12 protein-coding genes are annotated in these 16,177 nt (G+C 69.9%); 2 read left to right on the plus strand and 10 right to left on the minus strand.

Going from position 1 to position 16,177, the window contains the following annotated elements; translation table 11 throughout:
* Positions 1 to 69 precede the first annotated feature (69 nt).
* Complete coding sequence (locus WME82_RS28905; RefSeq protein ID WP_438037927.1) at positions 70 to 1,872, minus strand: acyl-CoA dehydrogenase; 1,803 nt, start codon at positions 1,870 to 1,872, stop codon at positions 70 to 72.
* 147 nt (positions 1,873 to 2,019) lie between these two features.
* Positions 2,020 to 2,277 (minus strand): addiction module protein, encoded by a 258-nt coding sequence (locus WME82_RS28910; RefSeq protein ID WP_438037928.1) that lies wholly within the window; start codon positions 2,275 to 2,277, stop codon positions 2,020 to 2,022.
* Between the two features lie 469 nt (positions 2,278 to 2,746).
* Here WME82_RS28910 and WME82_RS28915 point away from each other — a divergent pair, with 469 nt between their 5' ends.
* Positions 2,747 to 4,111, plus strand: a complete 1,365-nt coding sequence (locus WME82_RS28915; protein WP_438037929.1) for a Vgb family protein — start codon at positions 2,747 to 2,749, stop codon at positions 4,109 to 4,111.
* Here the strand turns inward: WME82_RS28915 and WME82_RS28920 are convergent.
* Entirely contained in the window at positions 4,088 to 7,270 is a 3,183-nt protein-coding gene (locus WME82_RS28920; RefSeq protein WP_438037930.1) for an efflux RND transporter permease subunit, read from the minus strand. The two genes, WME82_RS28915 and WME82_RS28920, sit on opposite strands and share 24 nt — an antisense overlap.
* A complete protein-coding gene (locus WME82_RS28925) occupies positions 7,267 to 8,580 on the minus strand; it encodes an efflux RND transporter periplasmic adaptor subunit (RefSeq protein ID WP_438037931.1) in 1,314 nt (437 codons plus the stop codon). Before WME82_RS28925 ends, WME82_RS28920 begins: the two co-directional genes overlap by 4 nt.
* Positions 8,581 to 8,934: 354 nt before the next feature.
* Here WME82_RS28925 and WME82_RS28930 point away from each other — a divergent pair, with 354 nt between their 5' ends.
* The gene (locus WME82_RS28930; RefSeq protein WP_438037932.1) at positions 8,935 to 9,696 is read left to right on the plus strand and encodes a methyltransferase domain-containing protein; all 762 of its coding nucleotides are present in this window, start codon (positions 8,935 to 8,937) and stop codon (positions 9,694 to 9,696) included.
* Here WME82_RS28930 and WME82_RS28935 read toward each other — a convergent pair.
* The 6 genes from WME82_RS28935 to WME82_RS28960 form a co-directional block, all read right to left on the minus strand.
* On the minus strand, positions 9,662 to 10,459 hold the full coding sequence (locus tag WME82_RS28935; protein ID WP_438037933.1) for an AraC family transcriptional regulator: 798 nt from the start codon (positions 10,457 to 10,459) through the stop codon (positions 9,662 to 9,664). The genes WME82_RS28930 and WME82_RS28935 overlap by 35 nt on opposite strands.
* 248 nt (positions 10,460 to 10,707) lie before the next feature.
* On the minus strand, positions 10,708 to 11,502 hold the full coding sequence (locus tag WME82_RS28940; RefSeq protein WP_438037934.1) for a hypothetical protein: 795 nt from the start codon (positions 11,500 to 11,502) through the stop codon (positions 10,708 to 10,710).
* Between the two features lie 194 nt (positions 11,503 to 11,696).
* A complete protein-coding gene (locus WME82_RS28945; protein WP_438037935.1) occupies positions 11,697 to 12,491 on the minus strand; it encodes a hypothetical protein in 795 nt (264 codons plus the stop codon).
* A gap of 56 nt (positions 12,492 to 12,547) precedes the next feature.
* On the minus strand, positions 12,548 to 13,429 hold the full coding sequence (locus WME82_RS28950) for a hypothetical protein (RefSeq protein ID WP_438037936.1): 882 nt from the start codon (positions 13,427 to 13,429) through the stop codon (positions 12,548 to 12,550).
* Complete coding sequence (locus tag WME82_RS28955; protein WP_438037937.1) at positions 13,426 to 14,493, minus strand: hypothetical protein; 1,068 nt, start codon at positions 14,491 to 14,493, stop codon at positions 13,426 to 13,428. Before WME82_RS28955 ends, WME82_RS28950 begins: the two co-directional genes overlap by 4 nt.
* 172 nt (positions 14,494 to 14,665) lie before the next feature.
* Positions 14,666 to 15,706, minus strand: a complete 1,041-nt coding sequence (locus tag WME82_RS28960; protein ID WP_438037938.1) for a hypothetical protein — start codon at positions 15,704 to 15,706, stop codon at positions 14,666 to 14,668.
* Positions 15,707 to 16,177: the final 471 nt, after the last annotated feature.

Genomic DNA, 16,177 nt, shown 5'->3' on the forward strand with positions numbered 1-16,177 from the left:
AGCCGGGGGAGCGCCGCCGCTTCGGAACCCCCCGAGGGTACCGAGGAGGCCGGGGGCCGCGCGCCCGCCTCAGAACCACCCGGGTTGCATCCTGGCGTACGAGTCCTCGCCGGAGCGGCAGAGCGCGGCGAGCGCCTCGACCCGGGGCAGCTCCGTCGAGAGCCAGTACTGCGCCGCGCAGAGCTTGCCTTCGTAGAAGTCGGCCGGAGCGGCGCCCCTGGCGAGCCCTTCGCGGGCGGCCGCGGCCATCGCGAGCCATTGCCAGGCCACCACGATCACGGAGACGAGCTCCATGTAATCGGCGCTGTGCCGCAGCATCCGCTCGGTGTCGCCGCGCATCCCCGCCTCGGCGAGCTGCACCGTCACCTCGCCGAGCAGCGCGAGCGCCGCGCCGAGGCGCTCGCCCCACGCGGGCTCGACGCCGGCCCGCTGCGCCCGGGCGATCGTCTGCCGGATCTCGCCGCCGAGCGCGATGAGCGCGGCGCCGTTCCCGGCCACGACCTTGCGCCCGAGGAGGTCCAGGCCCTGGATCCCCGTCGTGCCCTCGTGGATCGAGTTGAGCTTCTGATCCCGGAGCCAGGCCTCGGGGAGGTACTCGCTCGAGTAGCCGTAGCCGCCGTGGACCTGGAGCGCGAGGGCGTTCGACTCGAAGCCCTTCTCGGCGGGGAAGGTCTTGGCGATGGGGGTGAGCAGGTCGAGGAGCCGCTGGGCGCGCTCCCGCTCCGCCGCGTCCGCGGCGTGCGCCGCGAGATCGGCGTACAGCGCGGTCGTGGAGACGAGCGCGAGGCCGCCCTCGACGATGGCCTTCTGCCGGAGCAGCATCCGGCGCACGTCGGCGTGCTCGATGATGGGCACCTGCGGCGCCCCCGGGTCCCTCGCGCCGAGCGGCCGGCCCTGCGGCCGGACGAGCGCGTAGCCGAGCGCCTCGTGGTAGGCCGCGGAGGCGGTCGCCACGGCGTTCGCGCCGACCAGGATGCGGGCCTCGTTCATCATCTGGAACATGCAGGCGACGCCCTGGTGGGGGCTGCCCACGAGGTAGCCGTGGCAGTCCCCCTTCTCGCCGAAGCTGAGCGACAGGCTGGGGAGCCCGCGCCAGCCGAGCTTGTGGATCATGCCGGCGACCTCGACGTCGTTCGGGACGAGCTGCCCGCCCTCGGGCCGCCGCTTGGGGACGGCGAACAGGCTCACGCCCTTGATGCCCCGAGGCGCGCCCTCGATGCGCGCGAGCGTGAGGTGGACGATGTTCTCGGTGAGGTCGTGGTCGCCGCCCGAGATGAAGATCTTCGACCCGCGGACGAGGTAGTGGCCCGCGTCGGTCTTCACCGCGCTCGCCTGCACGTCGGCGAGGCTCGATCCGGCCTGGGGCTCGGTGAGCGCCATCGTCCCGGTCCACTCGCCGGCGTACATCCGGGTCATGAAGGCGGACCGCAGGGCGTCGTCGCCGAACGTCTCGATGAGGTGCGCCGCGCCGGCCGTCAGGCTGAGGTAGCCGCACGCGCTCAGGTTCGCCGCCTGCAGGTAGGCGCCCGCGAGCGTGGCGACGACGAGCGGAAGCTGCTGGCCCCCCACCGCGGCCGGCCGCGCCGCGGTGAGCACCCCTAGCTCGACCATCGGCCGGAAGACCCGCTTGACGGCAGGGTGCACCGAGATGGCGCCCCCCTCGAAGCGCGGCGGCGCCTCGTCGACCTGCCTGTAGGTCGGGTACAGCACCTCCCGCGCGAACCGCCGGCAGCTCTGGAGGTAGAGGTCGAACGTGTCGCGCGCGTGATCGGCGAAATAGGGGAGCTCGCAGAGGCGCGGCGCGTCGAGCACCTCGTAAAGGAGGAACTCGACGTCACGGTCGTTGAGGAGGGGGTTCTGGGGAGCGGTCATGGGGTCATTTGCCGGGCTTGGCGCACGCTAGACGCGCATGAAGCGGGATGTCGAGCGCCTTGTCTCGGTCATGGGTCCGGCGAGCGCGGGCGGAAACGAACCGACAGGATCCGGCCGGATCCTGCCGGCGTCGGCGCCAGCGCCGAGTTAGCCCGCTCCACCTTCGTCTCGAGTGCGTTTCTTCCAGACAGACGGGCGGCGCCGCTGATGGAGTACGGCAAGGATTACCGACGCCCGCGGGTCGGCTTCACCACGAAGTAGAAGTCGGCCAACGTCTGGCGCTGCTTCGTACTCGGCGAGCCGGCGATCGAGCACGGCGCTGTGCCACTCGGGTACCGGCACCTCTTCCCCCCTCGCCGCGATCCGCTCCCAGAGCGCTTGGACGTATTCGCTCTCCTCGTTCACGGTGAGCTCGTCGAAGCCACCGGTCGGACGCGTGCTGCTTCAATGGATCGTCTTGGTGCAAGGGGAAGGATTCGAACCTTCTAGCGTCACTCTTGGGAAGCACAAGTCTCCACGGCGACCGTATCTCTCGTTTGGGTTGAAGCATTTACCACCAAGGCCCTAGCAGAAACGCGACTTCGCACCAAACACATGTCGACCGAGGCAAAAGCCGAGGGGTCACTCCATTTTCGTGCGAATTTCTGGCAGCGCGTGCATTTCAGGGAGGTTTGCCCTCTCTCATCGCTCCCTGAAGCTGTCTCTCGGCGGCCAAGCGTCTTCCCGCCTCCTTCGACCGCCGTTGAGCGCGCATCACGGCCGACCGCACAGCGGTTCCCGCGGCGGTGGATTCACGCTTTTTTTTTCGAAATCGAGCGTTCGAGGGCCACACGCTCTTTGCGGTGTTTGCCCGGGGTTCCTAGACTCGTGACCCATGAGACGACTTTCCTGGGTTCTGCTCGCGGCGCTGGTTTCCGTGGGCTGTGGGGACAACGACGACGACCCGTCGGAGGCGGGTTCGGGCGGTGACGGCGGCGGCGGTGCAGGTGGTGGCGCGGCTTGCGAAGTCGGAGGCGAGGGCACGCTCGACGTCGAGATCGTGAGCCCGAACGATACCGGCGACGTCGCCGTGACCTCTCCCGGAGTGCCGGACGAGCGCCTGGTCTCGAGCGCGTCCCTCGACACGCCAGCGGGCGAGTACACGCTGCGCGCAGGCAGCGTGGCCGACTACCCGGACGACGAACGCGTCGGCTTCGTCTATCGGCCCGATGACCCGGAGCAGAGCGCCTGCGTCGCCGACGGCGCGACCACCGAGGTCACCTTCAACTACGAGCTCACGCCCGGGAGCCACAAGCTCTGGTTCACCGCGCAGAACGGCGACCAGCTGGTCGGCGCGCTCGACGGCGAGGCGCTGCTCGAGTCGGGCGAGGTCACGCCGAGCGTCGCGTTCCAGGGGAGCGCGGAGATCATCAACCAGGGCGCGATCGCGTTCGACGGGGCCGGCAACCTGTGGGTCTCGGCCAACGCGGGCCAGATCACCGTGCGGCTCGTCGACACGCTGGGCGAGAGCAGCGAGGCCGCCCCTGACCGCGTGCTCGACGTGTCCGAGGCGTGCGCGGGCGTCATCCCCTGCGCCGCGGGCGGCCTGGCGTTCGACGCCGCCGGCAACCTCTGGGTGGGGATCCGCGGCCATTTGCTGAGGATCGACGCGGCCGATCTCGAAGGCTCCGGCGTGGTGGAGCCCTCCGTGACCATCACCGGAGACGAGATCGAGAACGTTCAAGCGCTCGCGTTCGACGGATCGGGCAACCTGTGGGTGGCGAGCGCCGAGCAGGACGCGGTGCTGATGTACGCGGCCGGGCGGCTCGCCGCGGACGACGGGGATCCCGCCGACGTGGTGCTGAAGGCGCTCACCCCCGAGCCGGTGATCGGGCCGCTGGGCCACCCGACGGGGCTCGCGTTCGACGAGCAGGGCGCGCTCTGGGTGGGTTACTGGGGCTCGAACACCATCGCCAGGTTCGAGCCCGGCGATCTCGAAGCATCAGCGGAGCTCACCCCCGAGGTTCAACTGGAAGTGGGGGTGCTGGCGCTTCCGGAGAGCATCGCCTTCGATCAGCAGGGGAACCTGTGGCTGCCCTCCAAGGTCGGTTCGGCGGCGGCGATCGCCAAGGCCGAGCTCGCCGCGGGCGGCGACGTGGAAGCGGGAGCCACCGTCCTGACGAGCGAGGCGTTCGGCTCGCTCATCGACCTCGCCTTCAACCCGCCCCCCGACTGGTCACCGATCCAGGGCCCCAAGTGAGCCCGTGGCGGCCGGGGAGCCCGGCCGCCGGAGCCGGGCAAGGCGCGCCCGCAGGTCGTCCGCGACCACGTAGAACGCCGGCACGACGAGGAGGCTGAGCGCCGTCGAGACGACGAGGCCGCCGATCACCGCCGCGGCCATCGGAGCCCGGATCTCGGCGCCGGGGCCGAGCGCCAGCGCCGACGGGACAGCGGCCATCAGCGTCGCGATCGAGGTCATCAGGATGGGGCGCAGCCGCACCGGGCCGGCGCGGAGCATCGCCTCGCGGGCGTCCATCACCTCCCCTTCCCCCTCGCCGTGCCCGCGCCTCACCTCGATCGCGTGATCCACGAGGATGATCGAGTTCTTCTTCACGATCCCCATGAGCAGGAGGATCCCGATCATGCTGAAGATGTTGAGCGTGTGCCCGGTCAGGAGCAGCGCGAAGGCGGCGCCCGCGATCGACAGCGGCAGGATCGTCAGCACCGTGACCGGATGCAGGAACGAGTTGAACTGGGACGCGAGCACCATGTAGGCGACGAGGATCCCGAGCACCAGCGCGAAGAGGAGGCCGCCCATCGACTCGCGGAACGTCACGCTCGCGCCGCCCAGCACCAGGCGGTAGCCGGCCGGCAGGTCCCGGCCGAGCTCCTCGACGCGCGCCACCGCCTCGCCCTGCGAGCGCCCCGGCGCGACGTTGCCGAAGACCGAGATCGCTCGCTCGCGGTCGCGCCGCGTGATCGCCTGGAGCGCGGGGCGCTCGTCGTAGGTGACGACCGACGTCAGCGGGACCAGCGCGCCCGACGCGCTCCTCACCTGGATGCGCGCGAGATCCTCGGGCCGGCTCCGCTGCTCCGCGAGCAGGCGCGCGCGGACGTCGATGCGGCGCCCGCTGTCGTTGTACTTGGCGACGCGCCCGCCGCCGATCAGCGTGTTCAGCGTCGTCGCGATGGCCTCGACGCTCACGCCGAGATCCGCGGCGCGCGCCCGGTCGGGCACGATGCGGAGCTCGGGCATGCCGAGCTGGTAGTCGGAGTCGAGATCCACGACGACGCCGCTCTGCGCGAGCTCGGCCCGGATGCGCTCGCTGTGCTTCGTGAGCTCGTCCCAGTCGGGGCCGCGGATCGAGAACTCGACAGGGAACCCGCGCTGGGCCGTGAAGCCCGACTGCGAGAGGTCCTGGACCACGGCGCGCAGGCCGGGGTAGCCGTTCAGCTCCTTGCGGAGCGCGCCCTGGAGATCGGCCTGCGAGAGCGCCCGCTCCTCCGCCGGCTTCATCGTGACGAACAGCACGCCCGTGTTGACGCCGCCCCCTCCGCCGAAGCCGCCGACGACGGCGAAGACCCGCTCCACCGCCGGGTTCGCGCCCACGGCCGCCTCGGCGCGACGGAAGAGCCGATCGGTCTCCTCGATGTCCGAGCCGACCGCCGTCTGGAGGCGGACAAGGAGCCGCCCCTGGTCCTGCGACGGGACGAACTCCGTCGGGAGGCGCTGCATGGCGACGATCGCGCCGGCGAAGAGGATCGCGCCGAGCAGGACGACCGCGACCGGGAACCGGAGCGCCCGGGCGAGCAGCCAGCCATAGCCGCGGGAGAGCGCCTCGAAGCCGCGATCGACGAGCCGCCCGAGGCGTCCCCGGCCCTCGCGGGAGACGTCGAGGATCTGCGCGCAGCGGGCGGGCGCGAGGGTGATCGCCTCCAGGTACGAGAGCAGCACGGCGATGCAGAGGGTCACGCCGAACTGGAGGAAGAACCGGCCGACCACCCCCTCCATGAAGATGATCGGGAGGAAGATCGCGACGACGGCGAGCGTCGCGGCGAGCGCCGCGAAGGTGATCTCGGCCGTGCCCTCGCGGGCGGCGCGGACGCGGTCCTTCCCCCCTTCGGCGTGCCGGTGGATGTTCTCGAGCACCATGATCGCGTCGTCGACGACGATGCCGACGGCGAGCGAGAGCCCGAGCAGCGTGAAGGTGTTCAGCGTGAAGCCGAGGAAGTAGATCGCGGCGACCGTGCCGAGCAGCGACATCGGGATGGCCAGGACGACGTTGAGCGTGCTCGAGAGCGAGCCGAGGAACATCCAGCAGACGAGGGCCGTGAGCGCGATGGCCATGCCGAGCTCGAGCTCGATCTCGTGGACCGACTCCTCGATGAACTTCGTCGAGTCGAAGTTCACGCCGACCTCCATCCCCTCGGGCAGGGACTTCTGGACCTCGGCAAGCGCGGCCCGGACCCCCCGGGCGACCTCGACCGCGTTCGAGCCGCGCTGCTTCCTCACGCCGAGGCCCTGGGCCGGCTCCCCGTTCACCCGGGCGAGCCGGCGGACGTCCTCGAAGCCGTCCTCGACGAGCGCGACGTCCTCCAGGTACACCGTGGCGCGCGCCGACGACGGCGGCCCCGCCGCCTGGGCGGCAGCGCCCGGCTGGGCGGCCGAGCCGGGATCGCCCTGGCGGAGGACGATCCGCTTGAAGGTCGCGAGATCGAGCGCCTCCCCCATCACGCGCACGTTGAGCTCCCGCCCTTCTGTCTCGATGCGGCCGGCGGGGAGCTCGATGTGCTGGCGGCGCAGGGACTCGGTGACGTCGGCGACGGTGAGCCCCTTCGCCGCGAGTCGATCGGCGTCGATCCAGATGCGGACGTTGCGCTCGAGGTAGCCGCCGAGCGTGAGCTCTCCGACGCCGGGCACCGTCTGGAGCTTCTCCTTCAGCCGGTAACGCGCGATGTCGGCGACGAGCTGGGGAGAGAAGGGGCCGGAGAGCCCGACCCACATGATCGGCTGGTCCTCCGGGTTCGTCTTGGAGACGACAGGCGGGTCGAGGTCGAGCGGCAGCCGCCGCTGCGCCTGGGAGATCTTCGTCTGAACGTCCTGGAGCGCGACGTCGACGTCGCGCGACAGGTCGAGCTCGATGGTGACCGAGGCGCTCCCCTGGCGCGACGTCGACGTGATCGATCGGATCCCCTCGACCTGGACGGCCGCCTCCTCGAGCGGCTCGACCACGTCGTGCTCCATGATCTCGGGGGCGGCGCCCTCCAGCGTGGCGGAGATGGTGATGGTGGGGAAGTCGACGTCGGGGAACTGGCTGATGCCGATGCGCGACACGGCGACGAGGCCGAAGACGATGGTCGCGGCCATCAGCATCCAGGCGAAGACCGGCTTCCTGAGGCAGGCTTCGGTGAGGCTCACGGCACGCTCCGTGACGAGCTGGCGGGAGCGGTCAGCGGCGACGCGCCGGACGAGGCCGGCGGCGACGCGCCGGACGAGGCGGCGGGCGGTGACGCGCCGGACGAGGCGGCGGGCGGCGACGCGCCGGCCGCCGACGCGCTGGCGTCTGCGCCTCCCTCGGGGTGGTGCCCCGCGGCCTGGCCTCCCGGCACGCTGCCGGGCGCCGCGATGCGGACCTGCGCCCCCTCGCGCAACGCCTCCGCCCCGCGCGCCACGAGGAGCTCTCCCACGGAGAGGCCCGACTTCACCTCGACGCGCCCGTCGGACGTGCGCAGGCCCAGCGAGAGCACGCGCTCGCGCGCGGTGGTGCCGTCGACCACGTACGCGAGGAACCCCCGCTCGCTCGGTCGCACGGACGTGAGTGGGATCACGGGAGCGTCGCCGCTCGCGCCCACGGGCACGGTCACCTCGGCGAAGGTGCCGGGGCGGAGCAGCTCCTTGCCCTCGCCCTGCACCTCGCCGGTCACGGCGACCATGCGCGTCGCCGGATCGGCCGCGTCGGCGACGTGCGTCAGCCTGGCGCTGTAGGTCCGCGCGTCGCCCTTCACGGTGAAACGAGCCTCCATGTCGGGCCTGACCCGCGGGGCGTCGGCCGCGGGGATCTGGAAGCGGAGCAGGAGCGGATCGCGGCGCAGGAGCGTCGCGAGCACGGTGCCGACAGGCACGTGCTGGCCGGTCTGCACGGTGCGCGTCTGGATCTTCCCCTGGACGGGGGCGCGCACGTAGGCGTCGCGCAGGTTCAGGAGCGCCTGGTCGACGGCGACCTTCGCCTCGGCGACCTGCGCGGCGGTCGTCGCCGCCCTCGAGCGCCAGGACGCGACGTCTTCCTTGCTGAAGACGCCGTCGGCGCCCTCGGCCTCGCGCCGCTCGAGCCCCGCGGCGGCCTCGGCCTGGGTGGCGGTCATCCGATCGAGCGTCGCGCGCGCCGCGCGGACGGCGAGGTTGTACCGGGCCGGGTCGATCTCGACGAGCACCTGCCCTGCCTTGACCTCGGCGCCCTCCATGAACCGCACCGCCTCGACGACGCCGGCGACGCGCGCGGTGAGCTGCACCTGCTCGAACGCCTCGACCGCTCCGACGGCCGGCACGGCGTACTCGACCCGCTCCGCCGCGACGGGCACGACCTCGACCGGGAAGCTGAGCCCCTGCTTCGCTGGCTTGCGCCCCTGCTCGGGCGAGGCCTCCCCGCCCTTCTTGCACGCCGGAGATCCGAGGAAGACAAGCCCCGTCACCAGGGCGAGCGCGGCCACGCGAATCGGTTGGAGCACCATCTAGGTGGAGGAGTAGCGCAACTTGAGCCGCTGTGCGCGGGGCCGAGCGGGGATGACCGGGCAGCGTCACGCCGGCCACAGGCCGCGCAGCAGGGTCCGCGCACGGCGGGGCGCCGGGGAGCACGGTACGCGCGGCCCGATCTGGCCGGCGGCGCGCACCGCGGCGGTCGCGACGGGCGCCCGGGACTTCCGCCGCCCACCGATCACAAACCCCGCCGATCCAGCACAAAGACACGCACTGCCGCGCAGGACAGACAGTCCGTACAGTCCTGCAAACAGCAGGGATGCTGACCCGCGAGCCCGGCGTGAAACCAGCAACGACGGGCGAGCTGACACGAACTGGCGGAGACGACGATGACAGACCTGGTCAACGACATGACCGAACGATTTCTGCGCGATGCCGGCATCGCTCCCGGCATGCGCGTCCTCGACGTGGGGTGCGGCCGAGGCGACGTGAGCTTCATGGTCGCCCGCATCGTCGGCGAAGGGGGTTGCGTGCTCGGGGTAGACCGCGATCCGGCGCCCATCGCGGTCGCTCGCCGGCGAGCCGCCGAGCTGGGACTCCGCCAAGTCGCCTTCGAAGAGCGGGACCTCGGCGCGCTCTCCCCCGCCGCCGAGCGCTTCGATGCCGCCGTCGGCCGGAGGGTGCTCATGTACCAGCCGGATCCTGTCGCTGCGGTGCGTGCCATGGCCGGTGCCGTGCGCGCCGGCGGCCTGATCCTGCTCCAGGAGAACGACCCGACGATGGGCCAGGGCAGCCTGATGCCCATGGATCTGCACCGCCAGGTGCACCGGTGGATCTGGCGGACCGTGGAGCGTGAGGGCGCGAGCCTCCACATGGGATTCCAGATGCCGAGCGTTTTTGAAGAAGCGGGCCTGACCGTGCAGCTCGTGAGGGCCGAGGCCATCGTGCAGACGCCGAAGATCCAGCATCAGCTCGCGCTCATCGTTCGCGCGATGCTCCCGCGGATCGTCCAGCAAGGCGTGGCGTCGGAGGCCGAGGTCGACGTGGACACCCTGGAAGAACGTCTCGCCGCCGAACGGACGAAGGCCAATACCACCTTCGTCGGCGACCTCGTCTTCAGCGTGTGCGGCCGGACACCGCCTCCTGGGTGAGCGTGCGGCCCTTGCTCTGCGCTTCGGCGCGCCACGCCGCCGGCGTCGCCCCGTGCTCTCTACGGAACATGCGGATGAAGTGCGTCGCGTCCGCGTAGCCGACGCGCTCGGCGACGATCTCGACCCTCTCGTCGGAGTGGAGGAGGATGCGGCGAGCCTCCGCCATTCTCCCGGCCACGATCCACTCGACCGCGCTCCGGCCCGTCGCCCGGGAGAGCGCCGTCGTCACGTACGCCGGGCTCCGCCCGACCGATCGCGCGACGTCCTTCAGCGAGAGCGGTCGAAGGCAGTTTCGCTCGATGAAGCGAAGGGCATCAACGACGACTCCCGGCGATGGCGAGGCAGGGTGTTGCGAGCGCGCTGCCTGCTGAACCTCGTTGAGGATGAGCACAAGGAGGCTCCGCTGGACGACGTCAGGAGCGCCGCCATCGCGCGATTCCGTCGCGCGCATCAGCTCGCGGAGCAGCATGTCGATGTGCGCGTGACGATCCGCGGGCACCCGAACGACGGGGGATGCGCCGGCGCGCACGCGCTCGAACGGCTCGAGCAAGCTGCCCGCCTCCTCGGCGGCCAAGCAGGGGACACAGAAACCAACGCCGATCCAGTCCGGGGCCGCCTTCTCGATCGAGCGGTGCGGTTGTCCGGCAGGCACGAGGAGGACGTCTCCAGCCTCGACGTTCCATCGACCGCGCTGCTCGATGCGAGAAGAGCCGCTCATGTAGAACGCCAGCGCGGCGAAGGCGTGGGTCACGGACGCCCGCATGACCGGCTGCACCGGTGAGGGCTGCCGGCAGCAAAAGATCGCTCGGCCCCCGCCCACAAGGTCTTCTCGCTGGATCGCCGGCGCAGAGGGCATGAGCGCCATGATGGCATCGGCGGAAGCAGGAGGCGAGCGCCGGCGCTCTCCGTCGAGCAGGCCTGAGCGGTGAGGAGCGCCTCCCTCCGCTGCGCCAGCGAAGGGCCGGCGAAGACCTGTCGGGCCCGACCTGCGCGCGCGCCCGCCGGACGGAGCTACGGCCTCAGCGTCATCCGCATCTTGTAGACCTGCATACCGAACATCACACCCGCCGGGGCGGCAGGATCGATGGTCCCGTCCCGACCGCGGCTCAAGCGCACGAAGGCCTGACAGCCCTCGGCGGGGAGCCCCGTGGGGTACGAGCCTTCGGGAACGGTGAACGAGCCGGTGTCGTCCAGCTCCCCCGACGAGTCGACCCAGGATACGTCATCCAGACAAGGGCCCGGCTCATCGAAGCTGACAGGTCCGATGGACCATCTCATCATGTCGTCCTTACCCAGCGGCTCCCACGCCAGCACGAGATCCTCGCCGGAGCCGAGGCTGAACACGCTCTCCGGCTCGGGAGACGTGAGCTCCGAGAGCTCGGGCATCACGATCTCCCAGCCGTCGAGGTCGTTGAATCGGGCGCGGATCGCGCGGCCCGGCTCGGCGTGCTTGAGATAACCGCGGCACTTGGCGGCGATGAGGTTGTCCTCCGGCTTGCTGTCATGCCACCAGTAGCAGGCGAGCTCCGCCTCCTCCGCGCCGTTGCTCACGACGAACCTGTCGGGGAGGTACTCCCCGTCCCCGGGATCTCGCACACCGAACCCGCCGCTGGCGTCCACCTTCGTGACGTAGGCTTCCGCTTCGCCCAGGTACTCGACGCCATCGCGGACGATCGGCACGTTGTATCCGTAGACCCGGATGACGACCGCCTCGTTCTCCGCCAAGGGCCGGTACTCGTCCGGCCCACACGCTGCCCCGGAAAGACCCAGGACGGCGACCAAAGCCAACCACACGATGTCTCTCATGAGATCCTCCACGATCCGACGTCTTTGCAAGGGACGGCTGCGCCGCACGGGGCAACCTGTGGGTAGTGCTCGAAATCGAACATGGAGGCGGCAAGGCGGGAAGAAGAGCTCAATGATCTTCCCGCCTTCATGTGAACTCTCTCCGGGCAAATTTGAGCACTACCCAACCTGTGCACGTTCCCGTTTGAACGAAGCTACGGCTTCAGCGTGATCCGCACCTCGTGAGACTGGCGCGCGAAGATCGAGCCCCTCTGGACGCCAGGATCGATGGTCCCGCGCCGGCCACGATCGAACCGAAGGAAAGCCTGACACCCCTCGGGGGGCAGGCCCGTGGGATACGAGTCCCTGGGAACGACGAACGCGCCGGTGTCATCCATGGACCCGTCCGAACGGTACCACTCTACGTCATCCACACACGGCCCCGGGTCGTCGAAGCTGACGGGTCCGAGAGACCATCCCATCCGGTCGTCCGCGCCTAGCGGCTCCCACGAGAGCACCAGATCCTCGCCGGAGCTGAGGCTGAACTCGCTGTCCTGCTTGGGATACATGAGCTTCGAGAGCTCGGGCATGACGACCTCCCAGCCGTCGAACTCATTGAAGGTGGCATGGATCGCACGACCGGGCTCGGCCTGGACGAACTGACCGCGACAGGAGGTGGCGATGAGGTCGTCCTCCGGATAGCTGTCCTCGTAGAGGACACAACGGAGCCTGATCTCCTCGAGGCCGTTGCTCACGACGAACCTGTCGGGGAGATACTCCCCGTCGTCGTGCTTCCGGATACCGTATGCATTGGGGTTGTCCGTCTTCCAGACGTAGGCCTCCACCTCGCCCCGGTACGTGCGGCCATCGTGGACGAGGGGCGGCTCGAACCCGTAGACGTCGATGCGAACGGCGTCGTTCTCCGCGAGCGGCCGGTACTCGTCCGGCGCGCACGCCACTCCTGAAAGGCCCAGCGCCGCGATCACGGCCGACCTCGCAAACTTGCTCATGATGTCCGCCTCGCTCCCGTGCTTTCTGAGAGAGACGGCGACGACGCCCCTCCCGCTCAGAGGAGCCCCTCCGGGCAAGGAGGGCAATCACCGCCGCAGTCTACACCTACTTCCAAGCCATTCTGGCGATTGTCATCGCACCTCGGCGGCTGGCACCTGCCCTTGAAGCACACCTTCGTCAGGCAATCCGGGCCGTCGATGCACTTGTCTCCAGCGGCGCAGGTACGGCAGTTGGACCCGCAGTCGATGTCGACCTCATGCTCGTTCTGGATGCCATCGCTGCACGTGGCAAAGCTGCACCGGTCATCGAAGCCACACACACCGGTATTGCAATCCTCTCCCGTGGTACACGGGAACGTCGGGCCACACGCATCGCAGCGGCCACCGCAGTCTACATAGGACTCGCCGGTGTCTACGTCGAGCTCGCCATTGTCGCAGTCGAGCGGGATGCACTTGCTGCGCCGGGAGCAGTACATGGTCGGATCCCCGCAGTCTGCGTCCGACAGGCACTCGACCAAGTTTTGCTGGCCGTCGCACAGCCCCGAGCCGTCAGGAGCCGGACCTCGCCGGGTCCATTCGTTCAGCTGATGCGCGCCGTCGCAGAAGTCATCCGTGCAAGGGTTGCCGTCGTCCGGCACATCGTCCGGCGCGGGCAAGACGACCTTCTGCCCGTCCCTGTCGCACGCGATCGTCATGCAGTCGCCTGGGTACTGGCCGCGGTACTCCCCCACCTCTCGCTGGCACTTGCCCTCGACGCACTTCACCGTGCCACAGGCGGGATCCGGCGGGTCGTCGCAATCATACTCGGTCACGCACTCGGGGCGCTCCGGCGGAGGCGCCGGGGCCCCCTCCGAGCACGCGATCCAGAGCGCGGCCACGGAGAGCATCGCGCCGGCGGCAGAAAGGTGCCTGCTCGTGGTCATGTTGCCTTTCTTCATGTCTCTTCGTCTGAGATGAACAGTGGGCAGGCAGTGGGGCAGTTCGCGCCGCAGTCGATGCCTGGCTCGTTGCCGTTCATCACTCCATCCTCGCACGTCGGGCGACGGCACGTGCCATCCGCGCACACACCGCTCTGGCAGGACTCGTGAGCGTCGCACCGCCGGCTGGCAGCGCATGCGGGACACGACGGCGCGCCGCAATCGACGTCGGTCTCGGCGCCGTTCTGGATGCGATCACGGCAGCTCGTCTCCTTGCACAGCATGTCCGAGCCGCACACGCCCTCGATGCAGTCGCTGTCGGCCGCGCACGGCTGACCTGCCCTGCACGGCTGGCACCGGCCGCCGCAGTCCCGCGCCGTCTCGCCCGAGGCATCATCAAAGATGCCGTTGTCGCACCACTCGAGGACGCACGTGCCCGATGTCGAGCAGGCGTACGAGGGGGTCCCACAGTCCTCGTCGCGAAGGCATCCGACGAGATGCCCTTCGCCATCGCAGTACCCGGAGCCCTCTTCGGCGTTCCCCGCTGCCCTCGGACGGTGCACGCTGACTCCTTGCACGCATGCGTCGATCGTGCACTCGTTGCCGTCGTTGAAGACGTCGCGGTCATCGACCTCGGCGACCACCCGCCCAGCCTCGTCGCAGCGCAGGGTCACGCAATCGCCAGCCCGCTGGTTCGGGAATCGCTCTCGCACGGCCAGCCTGCAGACCTCCGCTTCGCACACGGCCTCGCCGCAGCGGAGGTCCGCAGGCTTCGGGCAATCCTCGGCTGTCTTACACAAGATGGCGTTGCACTCGCTGATGGGCCGACACTCCCGCTTGCAGGAATCGCCCTCTTCCTCCCTGGCGCCGGGCTCGCAGCAGCGCGCCTCCTCCGGGTCGGGACACCGGCAGCGCCCATCGATGCACTGCGTTCCGTTCAGCTTGAGCTGGCAGTCCGCGGTTGAATCGCACAGAGGCTCCTGTTCCACATCGACATAGGCGTCACCGCTGCAGGCAGCCCAGAGCAAGCAGCCCAGGAACACCGCGCCGGAAGCGCACAGCCCGCGCTGCCACATTGGAACCATGATATCAGGCCTCCTCGTCCGGAGGATCGTGGAGATCCCAGCCATGCGTCGATCGACGCGTGCTATTCGCATTGCGATCAACGTCCGCAAATTCTCCACCAAAGATGAACTGCCATTCAGAAAGATGAAGTCGCCTCTCCGCCCGGGAGCACGTCCCTGCGGAGCTCGGGCGCTACCACGAGAACGAGAGCTCCAGGCCCGGGGCGGTCCCCGCGGCCTCCACGCGGACCTTTGCCTGTGGCGCGAGCAGGAACCCCGCGGCCACGGCGCCGCCGGCCGAGAGACCCGCACCGACGAAGGCGCCCACGGACAGGGCCGTGAACGTCTTCGTGCGCCCATCGGCGTCGGCATATGCGTCGCAGGCAGGGAGCCCCGGCCGGCAATGGAAGACCTCCCGCTCCGCCCGGGAAAAGGCGGCGTCCCGCTCCCCGGCAGCGTCGTTGGCCTCCACGACCGAGAGGGCCCCGACGGTGGCGAAGGCGGCCGACGTGGCCGCGAGCGCGCCCACAGTCCACCACCGGAGCGCGGGGCTGCGCGTGGAAGGAGGCGGTGGCGCGACGGGCCGCGAGGCCACCTTGCTGACCGGAGGATGCGCTGGCGCTTCGGCTCGGGAGCGCGGGAACGTCAGCCAGACGGTCCTCTCGCCGCCCGCGTCGACCGCGGCCACGTCCTCGCGCTGCGCCCCGGCGAGCTGTCCGCTCACGCGGTGCTGGCCGGGAGCCACGTACACGGGGCGCGGGAGCGGGGACACACCGATCTGCCGCCCGTCCACGAGCACGGCGGCGCCAGGCTCGCTCACGCGCACATCGAGCGCGCCGACGTGCACCCGCGCTTCCGCGAAATTGGCCCTCGCGAGCTCGTAGCTCTCCTTGAAGCCCGGCGGCACCCAGATCTTCGGGGCGTCGGGGGTGCCGACCATGTCGAAGTAGATCGAGAGGAACTCCGCCGCCCTCTCGAAGTCGTGCAGCCTGAACGACAGCATCCCCACGCGGAACGCATCGGAGGCGCTCTTCGTGAGCCCCCACAGCGTCAGGTGGATGTCGCGCGCGTCCGCGAGCCGCCCCTCGTCCAGGAGCCGCTTCGCCTCGTCGAGCATCTCACGCTCCGGCCCGGTCGGCGGCGGCCGCTGCGGGAGGGGCGCTGCCGCCGCCGGTGCTGGGCAGGTGAGCAGCAGCAGGATCGCGGTGATCGGGCTGAGCAGCGGGCGTCGCATGGTCTTGTCTTCCGGGTCTCCTCCGCGCGGCGAGGGCGCCCTGCGCAGGTCGCGAGGGCGCCGCAGGCGTGGAGCGCCTCGGGCTCAGGGTCGAGGGCCTGGCACGGGCGCTCGGGCAACGCGCTCTCTCGATTTCCAGCGCCTCTCCTACCAGAGATCACCGCGCGGTTGCGCTCGAAACGCTCGACACCAAGAGAAGATGTGAGGACGAACGACGCGACAAGAAGGCACGAGGGCCAACAACACGCATTGCGTTCAGCGAACAAAAATTCTCACACCAAATGAGCTTTTGCCCCCGAATTTTGACTGTGTTCTCAACCTGGATCAGCTGGCGCCCGAGATCACCGCACAGCTGCGTTCGAACCACTCACTATGTAGGGTCGACATCGAGGCGAGCTCGTCGCATTGCATCGATCGGCACAATTTTCTCACATTTGATGCGCTACGATCCCAGAATCCTCAACCTGGGTC

Origin of the sequence: Sorangium sp. So ce128 (genome assembly GCF_051525245.1) — a bacterium.
Taxonomy (GTDB): Bacteria; Myxococcota_A; Polyangia; order Polyangiales; family Polyangiaceae; genus Sorangium; species Sorangium cellulosum_B.